This window comes from Vibrio sp. JZG120 (assembly GCF_053890955.1).
This window is the reverse complement of record NZ_JBSRRK010000004.1, coordinates 460,264-480,906: the sequence shown is the minus strand read 5'-3', so window position 1 is coordinate 480,906 and position 20,643 is coordinate 460,264. Positions and strand designations below refer to the sequence as shown.

General features: G+C 44.5%; 22 protein-coding genes. 12 read left to right on the top strand and 10 right to left on the bottom strand.

Going from position 1 to position 20,643, the window contains the following annotated elements; translation table 11 throughout:
* Positions 1 to 13: 13 nt before the first annotated feature.
* Genes hisH through hisIE form a run of 4 tightly spaced genes read left to right on the top strand, consistent with a single transcriptional unit; the run spans position 14 to position 2,765 of the window.
* Positions 14 to 628 (top strand): imidazole glycerol phosphate synthase subunit HisH, encoded by a 615-nt coding sequence (gene hisH, locus ACWPOD_RS10585; protein WP_006743042.1) that lies wholly within the window; start codon positions 14 to 16, stop codon positions 626 to 628.
* Between the two features lie 12 nt (positions 629 to 640).
* Positions 641 to 1,378, top strand: a complete 738-nt coding sequence (hisA, locus tag ACWPOD_RS10580) for a 1-(5-phosphoribosyl)-5-[(5-phosphoribosylamino)methylideneamino]imidazole-4-carboxamide isomerase (protein WP_005390889.1) — start codon at positions 641 to 643, stop codon at positions 1,376 to 1,378.
* The gene (gene hisF, locus ACWPOD_RS10575) at positions 1,360 to 2,133 is read left to right on the top strand and encodes an imidazole glycerol phosphate synthase subunit HisF (RefSeq protein ID WP_004749837.1); all 774 of its coding nucleotides are present in this window, start codon (positions 1,360 to 1,362) and stop codon (positions 2,131 to 2,133) included. The genes hisA and hisF overlap by 19 nt, the downstream gene beginning before the upstream one ends.
* Entirely contained in the window at positions 2,130 to 2,765 is a 636-nt protein-coding gene (gene hisIE, locus ACWPOD_RS10570) for a bifunctional phosphoribosyl-AMP cyclohydrolase/phosphoribosyl-ATP diphosphatase HisIE (protein ID WP_456231879.1), read from the top strand. The genes hisF and hisIE overlap by 4 nt, the downstream gene beginning before the upstream one ends.
* 283 nt (positions 2,766 to 3,048) lie before the next feature.
* Here hisIE and ACWPOD_RS10565 read toward each other — a convergent pair whose 3' ends face one another.
* From ACWPOD_RS10565 to ACWPOD_RS10550, 4 genes are all read right to left on the bottom strand, one after another.
* A complete protein-coding gene (locus ACWPOD_RS10565; protein ID WP_301571428.1) occupies positions 3,049 to 3,564 on the bottom strand; it encodes a YchJ family protein in 516 nt (171 codons plus the stop codon).
* Positions 3,565 to 3,645: 81 nt separating this feature from the next.
* Positions 3,646 to 4,860 (bottom strand): EAL and HDOD domain-containing protein, encoded by a 1,215-nt coding sequence (locus ACWPOD_RS10560; protein WP_456231878.1) that lies wholly within the window; start codon positions 4,858 to 4,860, stop codon positions 3,646 to 3,648.
* 98 nt (positions 4,861 to 4,958) lie between these two features.
* The gene (lpxH, locus tag ACWPOD_RS10555; protein ID WP_006743038.1) at positions 4,959 to 5,696 is read right to left on the bottom strand and encodes a UDP-2,3-diacylglucosamine diphosphatase; all 738 of its coding nucleotides are present in this window, start codon (positions 5,694 to 5,696) and stop codon (positions 4,959 to 4,961) included.
* Between the two features lie 60 nt (positions 5,697 to 5,756).
* Positions 5,757 to 6,251, bottom strand: a complete 495-nt coding sequence (locus ACWPOD_RS10550) for a peptidylprolyl isomerase (RefSeq protein ID WP_005390900.1) — start codon at positions 6,249 to 6,251, stop codon at positions 5,757 to 5,759.
* A gap of 203 nt (positions 6,252 to 6,454) precedes the next feature.
* Here ACWPOD_RS10550 and cysS point away from each other — a divergent pair, with 203 nt between their 5' ends.
* Both cysS and ACWPOD_RS10540 read left to right on the top strand, forming a co-directional pair.
* On the top strand, positions 6,455 to 7,837 hold the full coding sequence (gene cysS / locus ACWPOD_RS10545) for a cysteine--tRNA ligase (RefSeq protein ID WP_005390902.1): 1,383 nt from the start codon (positions 6,455 to 6,457) through the stop codon (positions 7,835 to 7,837).
* A gap of 87 nt (positions 7,838 to 7,924) precedes the next feature.
* Entirely contained in the window at positions 7,925 to 8,503 is a 579-nt protein-coding gene (locus ACWPOD_RS10540) for a thymidine kinase (protein WP_005378154.1), read from the top strand.
* A 62-nt stretch (positions 8,504 to 8,565) separates the two neighbouring features.
* On the opposite strand, the gene ACWPOD_RS10535 is transcribed toward ACWPOD_RS10540, so the two are convergent.
* The 3 genes from ACWPOD_RS10535 to ACWPOD_RS10525 are packed head-to-tail and all read right to left on the bottom strand — an operon-like array spanning position 8,566 to position 10,929.
* Positions 8,566 to 9,204: a YdcF family protein gene (locus tag ACWPOD_RS10535; protein WP_456231877.1), complete on the bottom strand. Its 639-nt coding sequence runs from the start codon at positions 9,202 to 9,204 to the stop codon at positions 8,566 to 8,568.
* Positions 9,201 to 10,028, bottom strand: a complete 828-nt coding sequence (locus tag ACWPOD_RS10530) for an NAD-dependent epimerase/dehydratase family protein (RefSeq protein ID WP_161445668.1) — start codon at positions 10,026 to 10,028, stop codon at positions 9,201 to 9,203. The genes ACWPOD_RS10535 and ACWPOD_RS10530 overlap by 4 nt, the downstream gene beginning before the upstream one ends.
* Positions 10,029 to 10,050: 22 nt before the next feature.
* On the bottom strand, positions 10,051 to 10,929 hold the full coding sequence (locus tag ACWPOD_RS10525) for a LysR family transcriptional regulator (RefSeq protein WP_170902173.1): 879 nt from the start codon (positions 10,927 to 10,929) through the stop codon (positions 10,051 to 10,053).
* A gap of 89 nt (positions 10,930 to 11,018) precedes the next feature.
* Here ACWPOD_RS10525 and ACWPOD_RS10520 point away from each other — a divergent pair, with 89 nt between their 5' ends.
* Positions 11,019 to 11,477 (top strand): PACE efflux transporter, encoded by a 459-nt coding sequence (locus ACWPOD_RS10520; protein ID WP_456231876.1) that lies wholly within the window; start codon positions 11,019 to 11,021, stop codon positions 11,475 to 11,477.
* Positions 11,478 to 11,513: 36 nt separating this feature from the next.
* Here ACWPOD_RS10520 and ACWPOD_RS10515 read toward each other — a convergent pair whose 3' ends face one another.
* A complete protein-coding gene (locus tag ACWPOD_RS10515; protein ID WP_005378148.1) occupies positions 11,514 to 11,747 on the bottom strand; it encodes a TIGR02647 family protein in 234 nt (77 codons plus the stop codon).
* Positions 11,748 to 12,046: 299 nt separating this feature from the next.
* On the opposite strand from ACWPOD_RS10515, the gene focA reads away from it, so the two are divergent.
* Positions 12,047 to 12,907, top strand: a complete 861-nt coding sequence (focA, locus tag ACWPOD_RS10510; protein WP_005393324.1) for a formate transporter FocA — start codon at positions 12,047 to 12,049, stop codon at positions 12,905 to 12,907.
* A gap of 83 nt (positions 12,908 to 12,990) precedes the next feature.
* Here the strand turns inward: focA and ACWPOD_RS10505 are convergent, their stop codons facing one another.
* Complete coding sequence (locus ACWPOD_RS10505) at positions 12,991 to 13,116, bottom strand: hypothetical protein (RefSeq protein WP_254903806.1); 126 nt, start codon at positions 13,114 to 13,116, stop codon at positions 12,991 to 12,993.
* 366 nt (positions 13,117 to 13,482) lie between these two features.
* Complete coding sequence (locus ACWPOD_RS10500; RefSeq protein WP_065645351.1) at positions 13,483 to 14,295, bottom strand: ABC transporter permease; 813 nt, start codon at positions 14,293 to 14,295, stop codon at positions 13,483 to 13,485.
* 462 nt (positions 14,296 to 14,757) lie between these two features.
* Here ACWPOD_RS10500 and torE point away from each other — a divergent pair, with 462 nt between their 5' ends.
* The 4 genes from torE to ACWPOD_RS10480 all read left to right on the top strand — a co-directional run bounded on the left by torE (position 14,758) and on the right by ACWPOD_RS10480 (position 20,599).
* Positions 14,758 to 14,937: a trimethylamine N-oxide reductase system protein TorE gene (gene torE / locus ACWPOD_RS10495; RefSeq protein ID WP_005378141.1), complete on the top strand. Its 180-nt coding sequence runs from the start codon at positions 14,758 to 14,760 to the stop codon at positions 14,935 to 14,937.
* Positions 14,938 to 14,987: 50 nt separating this feature from the next.
* Positions 14,988 to 16,172 (top strand): pentaheme c-type cytochrome TorC, encoded by a 1,185-nt coding sequence (gene torC / locus ACWPOD_RS10490; protein ID WP_031780338.1) that lies wholly within the window; start codon positions 14,988 to 14,990, stop codon positions 16,170 to 16,172.
* A 25-nt stretch (positions 16,173 to 16,197) separates the two neighbouring features.
* Positions 16,198 to 18,660 (top strand): trimethylamine-N-oxide reductase TorA, encoded by a 2,463-nt coding sequence (torA, locus tag ACWPOD_RS10485; protein ID WP_041156583.1) that lies wholly within the window; start codon positions 16,198 to 16,200, stop codon positions 18,658 to 18,660.
* Positions 18,661 to 18,859: 199 nt separating this feature from the next.
* On the top strand, positions 18,860 to 20,599 hold the full coding sequence (locus tag ACWPOD_RS10480; RefSeq protein WP_301610919.1) for a glycoside hydrolase family 36 protein: 1,740 nt from the start codon (positions 18,860 to 18,862) through the stop codon (positions 20,597 to 20,599).
* The last annotated feature ends 44 nt before the right edge of the window (positions 20,600 to 20,643 follow it).

Sequence of the window (20,643 nt, the reverse complement as noted above, 5' to 3'; positions counted from 1 at the left end):
AAGGAGAAAAACAGTGACAGAACAGAAAGTTGTCATTATCGATACTGGCTGTGCCAACGTTTCTTCGGTGAAGTTCGCCATTGAACGCCTAGGCTATGACGTAACGATTTCAAAAGATCCGCAAGTTGTATTGTCGGCAGATAAGTTATTCCTACCGGGAGTGGGAACCGCCAGCGAAGCGATGAAAAACCTAGAAGAGCGTGACCTTATCAGCTTGGTAAAACAGGTAGAAAAGCCGCTATTAGGTATCTGTTTAGGCATGCAGCTGTTGGGCAAAGTGTCTCAAGAAAAAGGCCAGAAAGCCGACGAGTTAGTTGAATGTCTCGGACTTTGTGATGGCGAAGTGAAGCTGCTACAAACTGGCGACTTACCGCTGCCGCATATGGGTTGGAATACCGTTTCTGCAAAAGCAGGCAATCCGTTGTTCAAAGGCATTGAAGAGGGTGAGTACTTCTATTTTGTGCACAGCTTTGCGATGCCAGTTGGAGACTACACCATTGCTGAATGTGATTACGGAAATCCATTCACTGCTGCGGTTCAAAGCGGTAACTATTATGGTGTGCAATTCCACCCAGAGCGTTCTTCAAAAGCGGGTGCGAAGCTTATTCAAAACTTCTTAGAATTATAAAAGGGATTTAGTGTGATTATTCCAGCTCTTGATTTAATTGAAGGACAGGTGGTTCGCCTTTATCAAGGTGATTACGGCCAAGTAACCGAGTACAAAGTCGACCCAGCAGAGCAGTTCAACTTGTACCACCAAGCTGGTGCAAACTGGTTGCACTTAGTGGATTTAACTGGTGCGAAAGATACAACAGCGCGCCAGCTTGACTTGATTGCAAAGCTACTAGCAAGCACGCCAGCGAACATCCAAATCGGTGGTGGTGTGCGTACAGAGCAAGACGTAATTGATCTGTTAGAAGCCGGTGCGCAGCGTGTTGTTGTTGGTTCTACAGCAGTAAAACAGCCAGAGCTTGTGAAAGGTTGGATGGAAAAATACGGCGCAGAGAAAATCGTTCTCGCGCTAGACATCAACATCGATCAAGACGGCACGCGTAAAGTGGCGATCTCTGGTTGGCAAGAAGATTCAGGCGTGACCATCGAAGCTCTGATCAACGATTACCTGACGGTAGGTTTGCAGCACGTGCTTTGTACGGATATTTCTCGTGACGGTACGCTAGAAGGCTCAAACGTAGAGCTTTATGTCGACCTATGTAAACAGTACCCACAAGTGCAGTTCCAATCTTCAGGTGGCATCGGCTCATTAGCGGATATCGAAGCGCTAAAAGGCAGCGGTGTTGCTGGTGTGATTGTTGGTCGTGCATTGTTAGATGGTAAGTTCACAGCAGAGGAGGCGTTTGCATGCTGGCAAAGCGAATAATTCCATGTCTTGATGTTCGTGATGGACAAGTGGTGAAGGGCGTTCAGTTCCGCAACCACGAAATCATTGGCGACATCGTTCCTCTGGCGCAGCGTTATGCTGAAGAAGGCGCTGACGAGCTTGTGTTCTACGATATTACCGCTTCAAGTGATGGGCGTGTCGTTGATAAAAGTTGGGTCGCTCGCGTTGCAGAAGTGATTGATATTCCGTTCTGTGTGGCTGGTGGCATTAAATCAGCAGAGGACGCGGCGCGCATTCTTGAGTTTGGTGCAGATAAGGTATCTATTAACTCTCCTGCCTTGGCGAACCCTCAGTTGATTACTGACCTTGCTGATAAGTTTGGTGTGCAATGTATCGTCGTTGGTATCGATTCATACTACGACAAAGAGACGGGCAAGTATCAGGTTTACCAGTTTACTGGTGATGAAGAACGCACCAAAGCGACCCAATGGGAAACGCGTGATTGGGTGCAAGAAGTACAAAAACGCGGCGCTGGTGAAATCGTACTGAACATGATGAACCAAGACGGTGTGCGTAACGGCTACGACATCGAACAACTGAATATGGTGCGCGAAGTATGTAATGTACCGCTGATTGCATCGGGTGGCGCGGGTGCTATGGAGCATTTCGCAGAAGCCTACCAAAAAGCAAATGTGGATGGCGCGCTTGCCGCATCGGTATTCCACAAGCAAGTCATCAATATTGGTGAATTAAAGCAGTATTTGAAACAACAAGGCATTGAGGTTCGACTATGAGTGTGAAAGCCGCCGAAGTAAGTTCGCTAGCTGAGCGAATCAACTGGGAAAAGGTGGATGGTCTGGTACCTGCCATCGTACAAGATTTTCAATCAAGCCAAGTGCTGATGATGGGGTACATGAACCAAGATGCGTTGGCAAAAACGGGCGAAACAGGTCAAGTGACGTTTTTCTCTCGTACCAAGCAGCATCTTTGGACGAAGGGGGAGACTTCTGGCAACGTATTGCAATTGGTGAACATGCAGCTCGATTGCGACAACGATACGCTACTGGTGAAAGTGAATCCCATTGGTCCTACGTGTCACTTGGGTAACACAACTTGCTGGGATGTGGACCCTCAAGAGGAGTCACAAATGGTGTGGCTTCATCAACTTGAGCAGCTATTGGCTGCCCGCAAGAGTGCCGACCCAGATTCCTCTTATACTGCCAGTCTTTATGCCCGTGGCACCAAGCGTATTTCGCAAAAAGTGGGCGAAGAAGGCGTTGAAGTCGCGCTTGCGGCGACGTCGGGCGATAAGGCGGAGTTAGTGTGTGAATCAGCAGACTTGATTTACCACTTAATGGTATTGCTTCAAGACCAAGGCTTATCGATGAATGACGTAGTGAACAAGTTGAAAGAGCGTCATAAATAAGCCTGTCATAGATAAATGAAAGCCTCTATTCCCGTGAGTCTAGGGGCTTTTTTTTAATGTAATATTGTTGATTCGGTGGGGAAATCTGAAAGCAGAGCCTACGGTGATTATATTCTGAATCACGCTTGTTCTTCGCTGTTCAGAATGACGATATATTTTCTAACGGTATTTGAAGTCGCGTTATCTATTTCAAACGAAAGTACATATTCACGTTATTCCGACGAGCTTAGGTGAGGTCAGGAATCTCATTAAAGCGAACTCAATAAGCTAGGCGTGGATGCCTTTACCCACAACACTTCTTAAACTTCTTACCGCTTCCGCAGATACACGGATCGTTACGACCTAGCTTTAGGCTACTCACTGGCTGGCTCAATCGTGGATCCTGTTCTGGTTCTTCTTCTGGCTCTTCTTCAGGAAATGTGCCGTCAATGTAGTACCAAAGCCCATTTTCTTTTACGAAGCGAGAACGTTCTGTCATACAGTAGCGTTTGCCGTCTTCATCAAAATAAGCGCTAAACTCGACAAAGCCTTCATTGTCATTACTGCCAGCTTCTGTTTTTAATACTTCAAGTTTGCACCAATCGCTGTCGATAGATTGGGCAATGCCTTCTCGTTGTTCTTCTGCATTACAGCTTGGGTGGTACGTGTTCACCACGTAATCTACTAGACCTAACACATGCGCACTGTAACGAGAGCGCATTAACTGCTCCGGAGTGGTAACGTCAGCATGGTTATTGTGGGAAATTTCACAACACTGTTGGTAGGTGCGGTTAGAGCCGCAAGGACAAGAAGAAGCCATAAAATGAAATCTCGATTAATTAAGCGGTAAAAACAAACAACCCTCACAATTGCGAGGCTGGAGGTGAGGCATTATAGCGATTTAGGGCGTTTGAGACAGCAGTTCTTGAGCCCACTCGGTAGATTGATTAAAAGCGTCTGCTAATTGAGGCTCGGTTAATTTAAGAACGGTGCAATACCGCTCAGCTAATTCCCAGTCTGCTTGTTCGTAGGCGATCGTCATTGAAAGTAAGTGGCCAAGTACGCCTTTTCGACTGGTTAAAGCGAGTTTTATATCTTCGTCAACGGGGATATCTTCAATGACATCCGAGAGCGGTTGATCGAGCAAAGATCCGAGTAAAGAAAACATGCCTGTCAAAAAAGCCTGCCCAGGGTCATACCTAGTGTTCATTTGACTAAGTAACAGTTCACACATTCTTGCACGCTGAATCGCCAAGGAGTAAAGAGAATCTGGTTTATCTTCTTGAACGGACGCAATAGCAACTAAGGAAATAAAGCGTCGTAGTCGCTCTTCACCCAGATAAATAAGCGCCTGTCTGAACGATTTGATCTTAGTCGTTAATGTATATCCTGAATTTACGTAAGTAAGCAGCTTGTATGACAGCGTCACATCAATCGAAAACAGACGTTCAACCTCATTGAAGTCGATGGGCTTATCAGCAATCTCTTTACAAAGTTGGATGACGGTAAGAAACGCGGGGTTCAACCGTTTTTTCTGGATCATCTCAGGTTTGCTAAAAAAATACCCTTGAAAATAGTTAAAACCGGCTTCTAGAGCTTGCTCAAACTCTTCATAGGTCTCTACCTTTTCCGCAAGAAAGTCGATTTTAAATGGGCTCAACGCCTGAATAAAAATGGCAGCTTTCTTGATCGGCACAAGTCTAATATCAAACTTGATCATGGAAACGTATGGAAGAAAACGCTTCCAAGCTTTCGTCGGAACAAAATCATCCAGAGCAATTTTGTATCCGCACTCATGAAGGTGCTTGATGGCTTCTAACAGTTCTTCTGTCGGTTCGCAGTCTTCAAGGACTTCAATGACGAGAGATTCTTTAGGGAACAAAGTTGGGACCAAGTTCACCAAGCTTTGATGCGGAAAGTTAACAAAGCCAAGTTTGTTTCCTAATGTGTTGTAATGCGTCGACAAAAAATGATCGGATAGCAGTCGACTAGTAGCCAGCTCTGGTTCTACTTCAGGGAAGGTATTTTTAGGGCCGTCTCGAAAAAGGAGTTCGTAACCTATGGTTCGTTTTTCTCTATTCAGAATCGGTTGGCGAGCTACGTAAGAATACTTCAATTAGGTACTTCGTTCTGTTTAACTTAGTATTATGATAATAGCGATTTTTTACAAAATATCTACGACTTGAGCGTGAATCTTCTACACGCTCTACATGCTTAACGCAAATTCTGTATGAATGGTCTCGTTTGTAGGTCAAAGCCATCAGAATTTACTTGTAAAACTGAGCCTTGCGTATACCAATCCCCTAAAACTATCCGGGTCTTTTTAACGCCATCGACGTCAAAAAAATGTGTATTCGGGCGATGAGTGTGACCATGAATCATTAAGTTGACGCAATTCTGAGACATCACTTTCTCGACTTCATTTTGATTGACGTCCATGATATCTAAAGGCTTGCTCATTTTATCATCACGAATATCGGATTGAACTTTTGAGACAATTTTCTTCTTAATAAACCAAGGAATGTGATTAAACAGCCATTGCAACCAAGGTTGATGAACAGTCTTACGGAATTTTTGATAATCAATGTCGTCAGTACACAGGGTGTCACCGTGGAGAATAACTGCTTTAGTACCATAAAGGTCTATGAGGCTAACTTCATCCAATAATGTAATGCCTGTCTCTTTACAGAAGCGTTTTCCCAATAGGAAATCGCGATTGCCCTGAATGAAATAAACAGGAACGCCAGTCTTTGTTAGTTGCTGGAACTCTGTACGGATTTGATTGGCAAAAGGAGTTTTGTCATCGTCTCCAACCCAAAACTCGAACAGATCGCCTAATACATAAAGTGCATCGGCTTTCGTTGCTTCTGTTCGCATGAACGTCACAAAACATTCCGTAATATCCGGACGCGATGGGGTGAGGTGAAGATCGGAAATAAATAATGTTGTCATAGAAATAAGGGGAAGCGATGCCTCCCCATTAACTTATCTCTTAGAAATAATTCTTACGAATTATTCTTCAATTGTTGTACCAGTGATTACTACGTCCTCTAGAGGTACGTCTTGGTGCATGCCGTAAGAACCAGTGCTAACGCCTTTGATCTTATTTACGATGTCCATGCCTTCTACAACTTCACCGAATACACAGTAACCCCAACCATCTAGGCTTTCGCTACGGAAATCTAGGAATGTGTTGTTGTTTACGTTGATAAAGAACTGAGAGCTTGCTGAATGCGGCTCCATAGTACGCGCCATAGCAAGTGTACCCACTTTGTTGCTTAGGCCGTTGTTTGCTTCGTTCTTGATAGGTGCACGTGATGCTTTTTCACGTAGACCAGGTTCCATGCCACCACCTTGGATCATGAAACCGTCAATAACACGGTGGAAAAGAGTGTTGTCGTAAAAGCCATCGCGGCAGTACTGAAGGAAGTTTGCGCTAGTCTCTGGCGCTTTCTCTTCGTTTAGTTGAATCTTGATGTCACCAAAATTAGTGTGAAGGGTGATCATGCTACTTTCCTTTACTGTGTTGTGTTGAGCCCGAGATTCTAGCCTAAGTTCTAGTGCTTTAAAAACTCAGGAAGAGGAAATTCTTCGTTTTGTGCTTGAAGTTTAGCCGATTATCGTTTTATCGGTTAATTGCTATTACCTAACCAGGTCGGAGTTGATATACTCGACCTTCTTTTATTCATTCACAATCATAGATAGAGATCATGTTAAAGATATATAACACACTCACAAGACAGAAAGAGGAATTCAAACCAATTACAGCTGGCAAAGTCGGCATGTATGTCTGTGGAGTTACCATCTACGATCTCTGTCACATCGGTCACGGTCGCACTTTTGTCTCCTTTGACGTGGTATCACGTTACCTTCGTTACCTAGGTTACGATCTAACGTTTGTACGCAACATCACAGACATCGATGATAAGATCATTAAACGTGCGGCTGAAAATGGCGAGTCTTGTGACTCACTAACCGAGCGCTTGATCGGTGAAATGCACGCAGACTTCGACGCATTAAACATGAAGCGTCCTGATATTGAGCCTCGTGCAACCCAGTTTATTCCAGAAATCATCGAACTTGTTCAAAAACTGATTGAACGCGGTTTTGCTTACGTTGCGGATAATGGCGATGTAATGTTTGAGGTTCGCAAGTTTGACGAATACGGCAAACTGTCTAAACAAGATTTGGATCAGCTGCAAGCGGGCGCGCGCGTTGATGTCGAAACAGCCAAACGCAGCCCACTAGACTTCGTTCTTTGGAAGATGTCTAAACCAGGTGAACCTACGTGGGAATCACCATGGGGCCCTGGTCGTCCAGGCTGGCACATTGAATGTTCTGCTATGAACTCTTCAATCCTAGGTGATCACTTTGATATTCACGGTGGCGGCTCTGATCTTCAGTTCCCACACCACGAAAACGAAATCGCGCAATCATGCTGTGCGCACGACACTAAGTACGTAAATACTTGGATGCACAGTGGCATGGTGATGGTAGATCGCGAGAAGATGTCTAAGTCTCTAGGCAACTTCTTTACTATCCGTGACGTACTTGGTCACTACGATGCAGAAACGGTTCGTTACTTCCTTATGTCTGGTCACTACCGTAGCCAGTTAAACTACAGCGAAGAGAACCTAAACCAAGCACGCGCTTCGCTTGAGCGTCTATACACTTCTCTACGTGGTTTGGATCTAAATGCTGCTCCTGCTGGTGGTGAAGAGTATGTATCTCGCTTTACAGCAGCGATGAACGATGACTTCAATACGCCAGAAGCGTACTCAGTTCTGTTCGACATGGCGCGCGAAGTTAACCGTCTGAAAACAGAAAACCTAGAGAAAGCGAGCGAGCTAGGTGCGCTTATGCGTGAACTAGCAGATGTGATCGGTATTCTTCACCAAGATCCAGAAGCCTTCCTAAAAGGTGATGCAGGTAACGATGATGAAGTGGCTGAAATCGAAGCTCTTATCAAGCTGCGTAACGACTCTCGCGCTGCGAAAGATTGGGCGAATGCAGATATGGCTCGTGACAAGCTAACCGAAATGGGCATTGTTCTGGAAGATGGTCCAGAAGGCACAACGTGGCGTCGTAAGTAATTGAATTTTCAATTTTAAAGGGCTGATAATTCAGCCCTTTTATTTTCCATTTCCATAAATTAAAACTTTAACTTTAGGTAATGCTCTGTGGCTCAGATGTATTTCTATTACTCAGCAATGAATGCGGGTAAATCAACAACGCTTCTTCAATCCTCTTTCAACTATCAAGAACGCGGTATGACGCCAGTTATTTTTACGGCGGCACTAGATGATCGCTTTGGTGTCGGTAAAGTGAGCTCTCGTATTGGTCTTCAATCTGACGCACATTTGTTTCGTCAGGATACCAATTTATATCAAGAGATCGCAGCTCTGAATGAGGTTGAGAAACGTCACTGTATTCTTGTTGATGAGTGTCAGTTCTTGTCGAAAGAGCAGGTTTACCAACTTACTGAAGTTGTTGATAAACTGCATATTCCAGTATTGTGTTACGGCCTTCGCACCGATTTTCTAGGCGAACTTTTTGAAGGCAGTAAGTACCTGTTATCTTGGGCAGACAAGTTGGTTGAGCTCAAAACGATCTGCCACTGCGGTCGCAAAGCGAATATGGTTATTCGTACCGATGAACATGGCGTGGCGATTAAAGAGGGCGATCAAGTTGCGATCGGCGGTAACGACAAATATGTCTCCGTGTGCCGTCAGCATTACAAAGAAGCACTCGGTAAATAATCCGTATTAATACAGAAAAGCCACCGTAATCGGTGGCTTTTTGTTGTCTGCTAGAAAGGGCTTTAGACTAAGTCAAAACCAAATCTCTCTAGCAAAAACTGATAAGATAATTCTACCTGCGGAGGGATGTTTTGCTCGGTTTGAAATCCTTTCTCTGGATAGCTTTTTACACGAGAGAAATCTTCCATTAGTGCTTCTAGCACCATCATTAGTGGCATGTCTTCATTAATATATTCAAAAAACGGATGAGCCGTAGAGCTTACCTGGAGCTGGGAGTAGGGTGACTGCCACTGTTTTTCAAATGTCGCTATAGCTCTGCGTTCCATAAATGGTTTTTGCACCAGAATAAACGATGAGCAATGTTTTCCTTCTTCTTTCAATCGCTGCTCAGTAAAGCGAACGTTTTCTCCACTGTTGGTGGATTCAGTTTCGAGCAAAATTGCTTCACTGGGCACACCTGACATCTTGGCAATTTCGGCAAAAGTTTCCGCTTCGCTTTTTTCAAACAGTCCATCGGTAAAACGACCTTCTCCCCCTGAAAATACAATCAAAGGCGCTAACTTTTGGTGGTACAGATTTGCTGCATGCTCTGCTACACGCACATCGTTACTGCACATCACAAACAAACAGTCTGCGGGTTTCAGCTCATGTTTGAGTTGCATGTAATCCCAAAGTGTTTCTATGTGTCGATAGAGTTTCATAGCGCGTCCAAAGTTGAGTTGAAATGAAATTGATAGCCAAGTGAGAGTAGTTTGTCTGCGAGAATGCGCTTATCTGTTTGTTCTGTGACTGGTGGAAGAGGTATCTCACTTTCGCTCTTATTTATAGCGGCTTGGTAGAACTCCGCCTTGCTGACGGTATGCGGTGTGGTCACGTTAATGACTTGGTTACTTAAATTATCTAAAGCAAATTTGACCGCCGATACCGCATCGTCTTGATGAAGCATATTAGCAGGCGCTTTACGACTGACTTGTTTTAGTCTCATTGCAAAGCGAGAAGGGTGCCTGTCTGGCCCAATTAGCCCGCTACAACGCATAATGACGAAGCTAATATTAGAGTCGATAACATGCTGCTCGGCTTGCAGCATAATACGTGCATTGTCAGAGAAATAAGGGCTGTCGGCTGCTAAAGAGAGTGACGCATCTGCTTCTTCCATATCAGAAGCTAGGTTGGGATACACCGTTGTAGAGCTAATCATAACGAGCTTTTCAACGTTGTTTTGCTTTGCTGCGTTTGCGAGCATTTGCCATTGTTGGGCGTATTCTTGTCCGCGTCCTTTGCGAAAACCAGGGGGAAAAGCACCGACAACGTGAGTAATTTGATGTTGCTTAAGCAACTCATCTAGCCGTTTCGCCGCGTTAAGTTGATTAAAATCGAATAATGCGGAGTGAGTTAATGAAGCGGGTAACTCGTTTAACCGAGCTTGGTTACGACGAGTAACGACAACGTGGTGTCCGTCTTTCATCAAAGTTTCTGCTAGCGGAGTTCCGAGCCAGCCTGCACCTACGATCAATGTATTTGCCATTTGGGTCTTCCTACTTACTTATTTATGTCTGCTCGAATAGATTGAGCAGCTCTGCTTTGGCTTGTTGATGGAGGGGATCTGAATGCCATTTCTGATGTTGAATAAGGTCAACATTGACTTGCCAAGCCAGCTTTGTGAAATCATCCCCAACTCTTGTCAGTGTGTTCGGTGAATACGCGACTAAATGCTCCGGAAGAAAGCACCAACCAAACCCTTTATTCGCTAATTCCAACAAAATATAGTAGTTATCAGCGTACCAGATATCCGGGCTGAATGCTTGATTGAGACCACATGGCTCTGCGTTTTTGGAGCGTATGACCAGTTGACGATGTTGTTTGAGTTGATCAATGTGAGTGACGCGTTGCTGTGCCAGAGCGTGTGTTGAAGAGACATAGACATCGAACGCAATGTTACCAAGATTAGTGAAATCGATATGTCTTGGCATTTGTAAGTCACTCAAAATAATCCCAGTAGTGGCGCGCTCCGATTTGACCAATTCAATGATATCCGGACTTGAAGCTGTTAAGCATTCAACTTGCAAGTGTGGAAAGCGTTGCTCTAAATTTTTTAGCACGTCGGGCAAGCGAGTCAGAGGAATCCCTTCATCAATGGCTAAAACCAATTTATTAGTTGGTGTTGAAAAAAGCTGTGATGCTCTGTTGTTCAATCGGTCTAGTTGGCTGATTGCCGCTTGTGCATAAGGTATGAGCGCGAGACCACTCTCGGTTAATTTCGGATATCGACCAGAGCGATCAAATAGATCAACACCACAGTCGACCTCCATATTTATGATGTGTTGGCTGACTACGGATTGAGCTCGCCCCAGTTTTCTTGCCGCGCCTGAAAATGATCCGGTTTCTGATGTAGCAATGAAAGCTTGCAGTTGTTCGATGGTAAACATATCGCTTTTGCCGATGGTATCTAACTTTTTGTTATCTGAATAATAGATAAAATTATAAGCATTGAGTAGAACTATTTGGACAGAGAAATATGACTCGTAACGAACGAATTTTTCATGCAGTACTTTTTGAGTTAATCGCACTCGCGATCATTGTGCCAGCGGCTTCATTGATCACCGGAAAGGGAGCGAGTGATCTCGCGTTAGTTGGGATTGGGTTGAGCATGTATACCGTCGTGTGGAATTACATCTACAACTTGTACTTTGATAAGTGGTTTGGCAGCAATCGAACTGAGCGAAGTTTAGCGATGCGTTTTGGGCATACAATTGGATTCGAGGGAGGGTTGATCTTTATCTCTATACCCGTCATTGCTTGGTTCTTAGAAATTACGCTTCTCCAAGCTCTGGTGTTGGAAGCTGGCTTCCTAGTGTTCTTCCTATTTTATGCCACAGGCTTTAATTGGTTGTACGACAAGGTTCAGCCATTTAGCAAAATGAAAAAACGATTAGCACCGCAGGTTTCGGCAGGAACAAAATGCAGGGACCAATAAAAAACGCCACCGAATTCGGTGGCGTTTTTGTTCAAATTACACAGAAAGGACTCTTAAAATCTTATCCGCATGCTCTGCGACTTCAATACCTTCATCTGTTAAATAACCACCATCAGGCTGTGTACAAAGTTGCTTCTCGTATAGACGAGCAACGGCTGCCTGCATTTCTTCTGACGCGTCTGTATGAACTTTAATACCAGTTGCAGCACTACTTAAGTCGAACTGAAGAAGTAGGTTCAATTCGGCGATATGTTCAGCTGAATATTTCATAAATGATTCCTTTACGCTTTTTTTACCAAGCTAGTCTGAAAAGAAGAGTTGAGCAACATTAAACGATAAGAAGTGTTAAGTATGGCGCTATCAGGCTGATATAACGCAGGATCTTTGTTCGAAAGGCAGAATACTTGTTAAGTATCAATGATAGTTACGATTGCGAATGATAGTTGACCTTTATTGGTTGATCTCTCGATAACAACATTTTTAGTAAACATGTTAAATAGCGCTTGAAAAAGTAGGGAAATGGAGCGATTATCCGCGCCTCTTTAATTGTTTCTAAATGTTACACCACAATGAACTTCAATCAGTTTGACTCACTATTACCGCCTCAGGCTGCGGAACGCGCGGCTGAAGTGGGGGTAGGTAAAGCAACTAAAGCACCGATCAAATCTTTTTTATTGGCAATTTCTGCCGGACTTCATATTGGTATTGCGTTCATCTTTTACACCACGGTGACCACAGGTGCAGGCGACCTTCCATGGGGTATTACCAGGCTAATCGGTGGCCTAGCCTTCAGTCTTGGTTTGATTCTTGTTGTCGTTACAGGTGGTGAGCTTTTCACTAGCTCAGTATTAACATTGGTAGCGCGAGCGAGTGGAAAGATCTCGTGGCAAGCGCTAATCAAAAACTGGTTTGTAGTTTATTTCGGCAACATGGTTGGCGCTCTTTTGTTGGTAGCATGCATGTTGGTCACCAAGCAGTATATGTTTGATCACGGCCAAGTTGGCCTCAACGCGATGGCGATCTCTCAACACAAATTGCACCATGGTTTCTTTGCTGCTGTTGCGCTTGGCATCATGTGTAACGTGCTGGTGTGTATTGCTGTTTGGATGACGTTTAGTGGACGTACATTAACTGACAAAATAGCGGTCATGATTCTGCCAGTAGCTATGTTCGTGTCGGCAGGTTTCGAGCACTGTATTGCGAACATGTTCCAAGTCCCCATGGCGATTGGAATCAAATATTTTGCACCGGAAGCATTTTGGCAAATGACAGGGGCGGATATTGCAAACTATGCGGACTTAAACATGATGGGGTTCATCGTAAATAACCTTATCCCTGTAACGATAGGGAACATCATTGGTGGCGGTGTATTCGTTGGTATGTGGTATTGGATGATTTATCTACGTGATGAAGACAAGCATTTACGATAAATCTAAAAGAATAAAAGAAAGGCGAGCCAAATGGTTCGCCTTTCTTTTATTCATGTCGATAAGTTTCACACAAATCGAGTGAGTTAAATCAGCTCTTCATTGATGCCAAAATCGGTTGGGAGCCAATGAGAAGTCACTTCCTTTGGTTCTTGAACGAGCCAGTCCAGAGGTGCATCGGATAGGAGTTCATCGTAATTTTCTTTGATCATTAAGACATCCATGTACGTCTCTCCAAGTTTGTGGTCACTATCTTTACTCTAAAATTAGAATATGTCAGGCAAGTGATCAAAGCATGACGATTAGATTGATCACTTATGTTGCTATGTTTCTGGTTGCGTATGGGTTTAGGGTGTTTATCCACATTTTCTGTGGATAACCTGTCTCAAAGGCCGTGCGTATCTAAACTTGCAAAGAAAATTTCATAAAATTAGAGGCTTATACTCGAGATAATTCTGTCTGACTTTTCTCCAGAAAGCGTCTTGATGAATGTTTAAAGAATGGATGAGTTATTCAGTTAAAAGTGCGTTTGACTTGATAATACAAGCCCTTCCACTGGCTTTGTTCACACGCTTAAACTATCTATGAGTTTTGGTAGGTTCTGGTTGTTGGATTTTTATTTTGATCCGGCCTTCTTTCGTTTGTACCCAGCTCAGTGTCATCTCCAGCGTAATAGCGACGGAGGTACTCAACATGACGAAAATAGCCAGCATAATCACCAACTGATATTTAATTGCAACCATCGGGCTTGCGCCACCTAGAATTTGACCAGTCATCATGCCTGGCAAGGTAACCAGCCCTGTAGTGGCCATAGAGGCTAAAGTTGGAGCAAGTGACTTTCTAAGGGCCTCTTGAATGAAGGGGAATGATGCATAACGAGGAGAGGCACCAAGTGAGATAGCAGCCTCGTATTCTGATTGTCTCTGTTCAAAAGCCGTAAATAAATTCTGCAGTGCGATGATGTTACTACTTAAGCTGTTACCCAATAGCATGCCCGCAAGTGGGATCATGTACTGGGCGTTGTAAATAGGGGATGGCTGCACTAGGCCTGCGGTAATCGCTATAAGAAGTGGAATTAGACCACAGGTTAAGCCTGTAAGAAGAGGAAGCATAAGTGGCTTTTTAGGCAGGCGAGCTTTTCCGGCAATTGAGCTTGCACCAATCAGTAACATGATGGCAAGCCAAAGTATATTGACAAGTAAGCTGTTTAATTGAAAAAGATATTCTAAATACACGCCAATCAATATGAGCTGAAGTGTCATACGAATAACACTGATTATTGTGTCTTTCGCAATCCCTAATTTGTAGCGGGCATTAATAAAGAAGGGAACCAACAAAATCAGACCAAACAATGCCAGTTTGGTCCAACTTATATCCACCACGCTATCCATAATCGCTCCTCGAAAATCCGCGAATAATTGTAACTAAGCTCCTCCTTTATATTAACATCAATGTGCATTTTTTGATGTTCTCAACGTAAACCTTTAGCGCTATTCTTGTCATTATTTCGCATCATTTTATTCACAATTGATTATCTTTTGACGGGTTTTTAAGCCAATTTATGACCCGTTAATTACTATCCAAATGTAACTTATGTTTGGTAAATGTTGTCTTTTTAACAATTAGTTAAAAGACTTATTTTGTCACATCTGTTCATGTTTTTTAATAAATAACATCAATCAATCACATCTCTGGATGAGCTCAAAAAAGTGTTGAATTACAAGGCCTGAGAGCTCTTATTTGATTGAACCTTACTATTAGTATGGTCTAACATTTTCCATTAGAGATTGTAAAAAACTTAAGCTTGGTTACGCGGGCTTTTCAATAACACTAGATACAAAATAGGCAAATGTATGAGTGATGTTAATAAAATTGAGAGTGGTGAAAAACGCTCCCTGGAGTGGAAGTCGTTCCTCTTCATTGCAGTTGTTCTCTTCCCAATTCTGAGTGTGGCTTTTGTCGGCGGTTACGGGTTCATCGTTTGGATGTTGCAAGTGTTCTTCTTTGGACCTCCAGGCGCGCACGGCATGTAAGCCTGTGAGCTCATAACCACACTTTTGAAAAGATTTTAAGAGAGCAAATAATGAAATCATTAATCATTAAACTGTGGCGTACCATGACGCGCCCAGCTGTACATATCAGCCTAGGTGTGCTGACTATGGGCGGCTTCATTGCTGGTGTTATCTTTTGGGGTGGCTTTAACACCGCTCTAGAAGCAACCAACACAGAAGAATTCTGTATTAGTTGTCACACAATGCGTGACAACGTGTACGTTGAGCTGCAAGAAACGGTTCACTGGAAAAACCATTCAGGCGTTCGTGCTACTTGCCCTGACTGTCACGTTCCTCATAACTGGACAGACAAAATTGCTCGTAAAATGCAGGCATCTAAAGAGGTATTTGCACAGGTATTTGGCAACTACGATGAACCTGGTGTGTTCGAAGAGCGTCGTATCGAACTTGCGAAACACGAATGGGATCGTTTCTCGGCAAACAAATCTTTAGAGTGTAAGAACTGTCACAACTACGAATCGATGGATTTCGAGCAAATGTCTCCAACGGCTCGTATCCAAATGAAGCAAGCAGCAGAGAAAGATCAAAGCTGTGTTGACTGTCATAAAGGTATCGCGCATAACCTGCCAGCAGGTATGGACAGCATCGGCGGTATCGTGGGTGACCTAGAAGGTATGACTTCAAATACAGATTACTCTGTAGGTCAGCAACTAGTGAGTGTTCGTCACCTACCAATTTACTTTGATGCACAAGGCACTAAAGAAGCCGGTCTTCTTAATCCAGCATCGACCGTTAAAGTTCTTGAAGACAAAGGCGAGTTTGTTGAAATCGAAATCGATGGCTGGCGTAAAGCGAAAGGTTTTGGTCGCGTAATTCAAGAAGACTTCGGTAAGAACATTGCGACTGCGTCTCTGATGAAAGAAGCAGCGACAGACAGCAACATTGTGACGACTGGTGAGAAAAAAGTGGATGAGCTAACGGGTCTTCCATGGGAAAAAGTGGCAGCGAAAGTATGGCTTAAGAAAGAGTCTATGCTGAACGACATCAATCCTGTTTGGGAAAAATCTCGTGAAGCGTACAAAACCAACTGTTCAGTATGTCACACGCAACCTGCGGAAGCGCACTTCGACGCGAACACCTGGCCAGGTATGTTCGACGGTATGTTGGCGTTCGTTAACCTAGATACAGACAGTGAAGCCCTGATCTTGAAGTATCTACAGAAACACTCTTCAGATTATGCTGAAGGTCACCACTAATAAGCGTCGGATTGGAGTAATTTAAATGGCTATTACACGAAGAAGTTTTCTTAAAGGTGTAGCAACCACAAGTGCAGCGTCAGTTATTGGTCCTAGCTTATTGGCGTCAGCCTCTGCCAATGCTGTTGAGACGACAGGTACTTGGAAAGTAACAGGTTCTCACTGGGGCGCGTTCCGCGCCCACATCTATGCGGGTAAAGTTCAAGAGATCAAACCGCTAGAGCTAGACAAAAACCCAACTGAAATGTTGAACGGCATCAAGGGTATTATCTACAGCCCTTCACGTGTTCGTTACCCAATGGTTCGTCTAGATTGGTTGAAGAAACATAAATACAGCGCGGATACCCGCGGTAACAACCGTTTCATCCGCGTGACTTGGGATGAAGCGCTAGATTTGTTCTACCGCGAACTAGAACGTATTCAAAAAGACTACGGTCCATGGGCGCTACACGCAGGTCAAACGGGTTGGAACCAAACAGGTTCATTCAACAACTGTACCGCGCACATGCAACGTGCAGTAGGTATGCACGGCAACTTCATCACGAAAGTAGGTGACTACTCGACGGGTGCAGGTCAAACCATCATGCCTTACGTACTTGGTTCAACGGAAGTTTACGCACAAGGTACGTCTTGGTCTGAAATCCTAGAGAACTCTGACAACATCGTTCTTTGGGCTAACGATCCAGTGAAAAACCTTCAAGTAGGTTGGAACTGTGAAACGCATGAGTCGTTCAAGTACCTAGCACAACTAAAAGAAAAAGTAGCGAAAGGTGAGATCAACGTTCTATCTGTAGATCCAGTGAAGAACAAGACTCAGCGCTACTTAGAGAACGATCACTTGTACATCAACCCGCTGACAGACGTAGCGTTCATGCTTGCTGTGGCGCACGTGCTGTACAACGAAGATTTGTACGATAAGAAGTTCATTGATACTTACTGTCTAGGCTTTGAAGAGTTTATTCAATACGTTCAAGGTAAGACAAAAGACAAAGTAGAGAAAACACCAGAGTGGGCTGCGGCGATTTGTGGCGTGAAAGCGGATAAGATTCGCGAATTCGCGCGTATGCTAGTAAGTGGCCGTACACAGATCCTGATGGGTTGGTGTATCCAGCGTCAAGAGCACGGTGAGCAGCCATACTGGGCGGCGGCTGTGGTTGCTGCAATGGTTGGTCAAATCGGTTTACCTGGCGGTGGTATCTCTTACGGTCACCACTACTCAAGTATCGGTGTACCTTCAACTGGTTTCGCGGGCCCTGGTGGTTTCCCTCGTAACCTTGACCAAGGTATGAAGCCGAAGTGGGACAACAACGACTTTAACGGTTACAGCCGTACTATCCCAGTTGCACGTTGGATCGACTGTCTGCTTGAGCCAGGCAAAGAGATCAACTACAACGGCGGTAAAGTGAAACTGCCAGACTTCAAGATGATGGTGATCTCGGGTTGTAACCCATGGCACCACCATCAAGATCGTAACCGCATGAAGAAAGCGTTCCGCAAACTTCAAACGGTTGTAACGATCGAGTTTGCTTGGACTGCAACATGTCGTTTCTCGGATATCGTTCTACCTGCGTGTACGCAATGGGAACGTAACGACATCGACGTATACGGTTCCTACTCGAACAAAGGTCTGATTGCAATGCATCGTCTCGTCGATCCATTGTTCCAATCTAAGCCTGACTTCCAAATCATGAGTGAACTAACTCAGCGTTTTGGTCGCCGCGAAGAATACACTCGTGGTATGAGCGAGATGGAATGGATCGAAAGCCTATACAACGATTGTAAGAAAGCGAACGAAGGTAAGTTTGAAATGCCAGAATTCAACGAGTTCTGGGAGAAGAGCGTACTAGACTTCGGTGAAGGTAAACCTTGGGTTCGTCATGCGGACTTCCGTAAAGACCCTGAGCTTAACCCACTAGGTACGCCATCTGGTTTCATCGAGATCACGTCTCGTAAGATCGGCCGTTACGGCTACGAACACTGTCAAGAACACCCAATGTGGTTCGAAAAATCAGAGCGTTCACACGGTGGCCCTGGTTCAGATAAATACCCATTCTGGTTGCAGTCTTGTCACCCAGACAAGCGTCTGCACTCTCAAATGTGTGAATCTGAAGAGTTCCGTGCAACTTACGCGGTGCAAGGTCGTGAGCCTGTTTACATCAACCCAGCGGATGCGAAAGCGAAAGGCATCAAAGACGGTGACTTAGTGCGCGTATTCAACGGTCGTGGTCAGCTATTAGCTGGTGCTGTTCTTACTGACAGCTACCCACGTGGCGTTATTCGTATCGAAGAAGGTGCATGGTACGGTCCTCTAAACGAGAAAGAGGGCGCAATCTGTACTTACGGTGACCCTAACACGCTAACGCAAGACATTGGCTCTTCTGAACTTGCGCAGGCGACTTCTGCGAACACATGTATCGTAGACTTCGAGAAGTTCACCGGCAAAGTACCGCCAGTGACTTCATTCGGTGGTCCAATCGAAGTTGCTTAATTAATGCAATTCACATCAATCGAAATACCAGCCTTCGGGCTGGTATTTTTTTTACCAAAATTTCAGTGAGCGTTATCTCAATAATAAATTTGTGACGCTAAACGACAGTAGGATTCGTGACGTCGATAACGAATTGGGTGGGATAAGCAGGGGATAATGAACCAAGCTAAACAATAATAATTAAGTGAGTAGACTCTTTATGGCTCAGAGCATTCAATTGGCAAATCACATTGAGATCACTGTGAATAACAACGACTTCCAAGTTGAAGTTGAGGGTAATCAATTACATTTTTCTTTTGCTGGGCTTCACAATAAAACGTTTACCGACCGTGAAGTGTTGTTCGAGATGTCGTTTTTGTACGAGCACGAGGCCAACGTGATTGGCGATGGCTTCCAAATGCTGGCGCAAACAGCGGGAACGGTTAGCCATCCCGTTGATATTGGTCGCTGTCCAGACAACAACCCTTCTTATCGAATCTATCCCAAAGATGCCCCTAAACGTTACTACAACTATTTAGTGGTGGAAGGCTCGGCTGGCTATACCTTGTTTGGCTTCACATCATGTCATCGCTTTGCGGGCTATTTTGATGTTGTACTGCGTGATGGACACTGGGTTTTATCTGCCGCGATTGATGGTGAGTTTACTCAAGTGGCGGATTGGGAAAGTAATCAACTTGAATCCGTGGCGGTACTCTGCGGCCAATCTCTGTCTGAGCTTTATCAAATCTATGGAGAGATGATTGCAGAGCATCATCCTGTTCGCCAAGGTGTGACACAAGATGCGCCTGTCGGTTGGTGTTCGTGGTATGCCTACTACGCAGACGTGACAGAGCAAAACATCATGCAGAACGTTGATTGCATGCAAGATAAGCTTGAAGACCTAGAGTGGGTACTTCTGGATGATGGCTATCAAGCCTTTATGGGCGATTGGTTAACCCCATCGGATAAGTTTTCTGGTGGTGTGAAAGAGCTCATTCATAGTATCCGTGCAAAAGGCAAAAAGCCGGCGATTTGGATGGCGCCCTTTATTGCTCAACCTGAGTCGGAGATCTTCAAACAACACCCAGAGTGGTTTGTTCGTCACAAAGATGGAAGCTTACTTAAAGCAGAAGATGTCACATACGGTGGTTGGCGCTGCACGCCTTGGTACATACTCGATACCTCAAACCCAGAAGTACAAGACCATCTGACGAATGTAGTCTCTGTCATGAGACAAGAGTGGGGCGTTGAATTGTTCAAGCTAGACGCGAACTATTGGGGCACTTTGAAAGGTGTGCGTAAACAATCTGGTATTACCGGCGTTGAGGCGTATCGCTTAGGAATGGAAGCGATTGCTAAAGGCGCTGGTGAGGCGTGGCTTTTAGGTTGCAACGCGCCAATGTGGCCATCTCTAGGGCTTGTGGATGCAATGCGTGTTTCTGATGACGTAGAACGCCATAGTCGTCGTTTCGAGCAGATAGCCAAAGAAACCTTTTACCGTAGTTGGCAGCATCGAAAACTGTGGCAAATTGACCCGGATTGCGCGACATTCACGTCATTAGCTAATCAAGCCGCATCCAGAGAAGAGTATGAATTTCATCGCACGGTGTTATTGGCGTGTGGTGGTTTGCTGCTGTCTGGCGATCCGCTCCCTGAGATTACGCCATTTGCAAAGAAGACATTGGCTAAGCTCATGCTACGTCAACAACGTAACCAAGAGTCAGCAAAGTTCACGGCTTTGAGTTTAAATCATGCGTTTTTAAAACTAACGACGAAGAATGACCTTCACTGCTTGTTTAACTATGCCAGCTACGGGGCGATGGAATTTACGCTGACGTCTGATCAACCGATGGATTGGTATGATTACTGGACAGGAGAAAAGCTAAACCAAGAACCTTGTCAGTTATTAATGGTGAGCGTTGATAAAGGGTTAAATGCGAAAGCGATCGTCACGGCATAACGTGAACCAAATCGTTCGATTATAAAAACAAGAAAGGAGCCTAC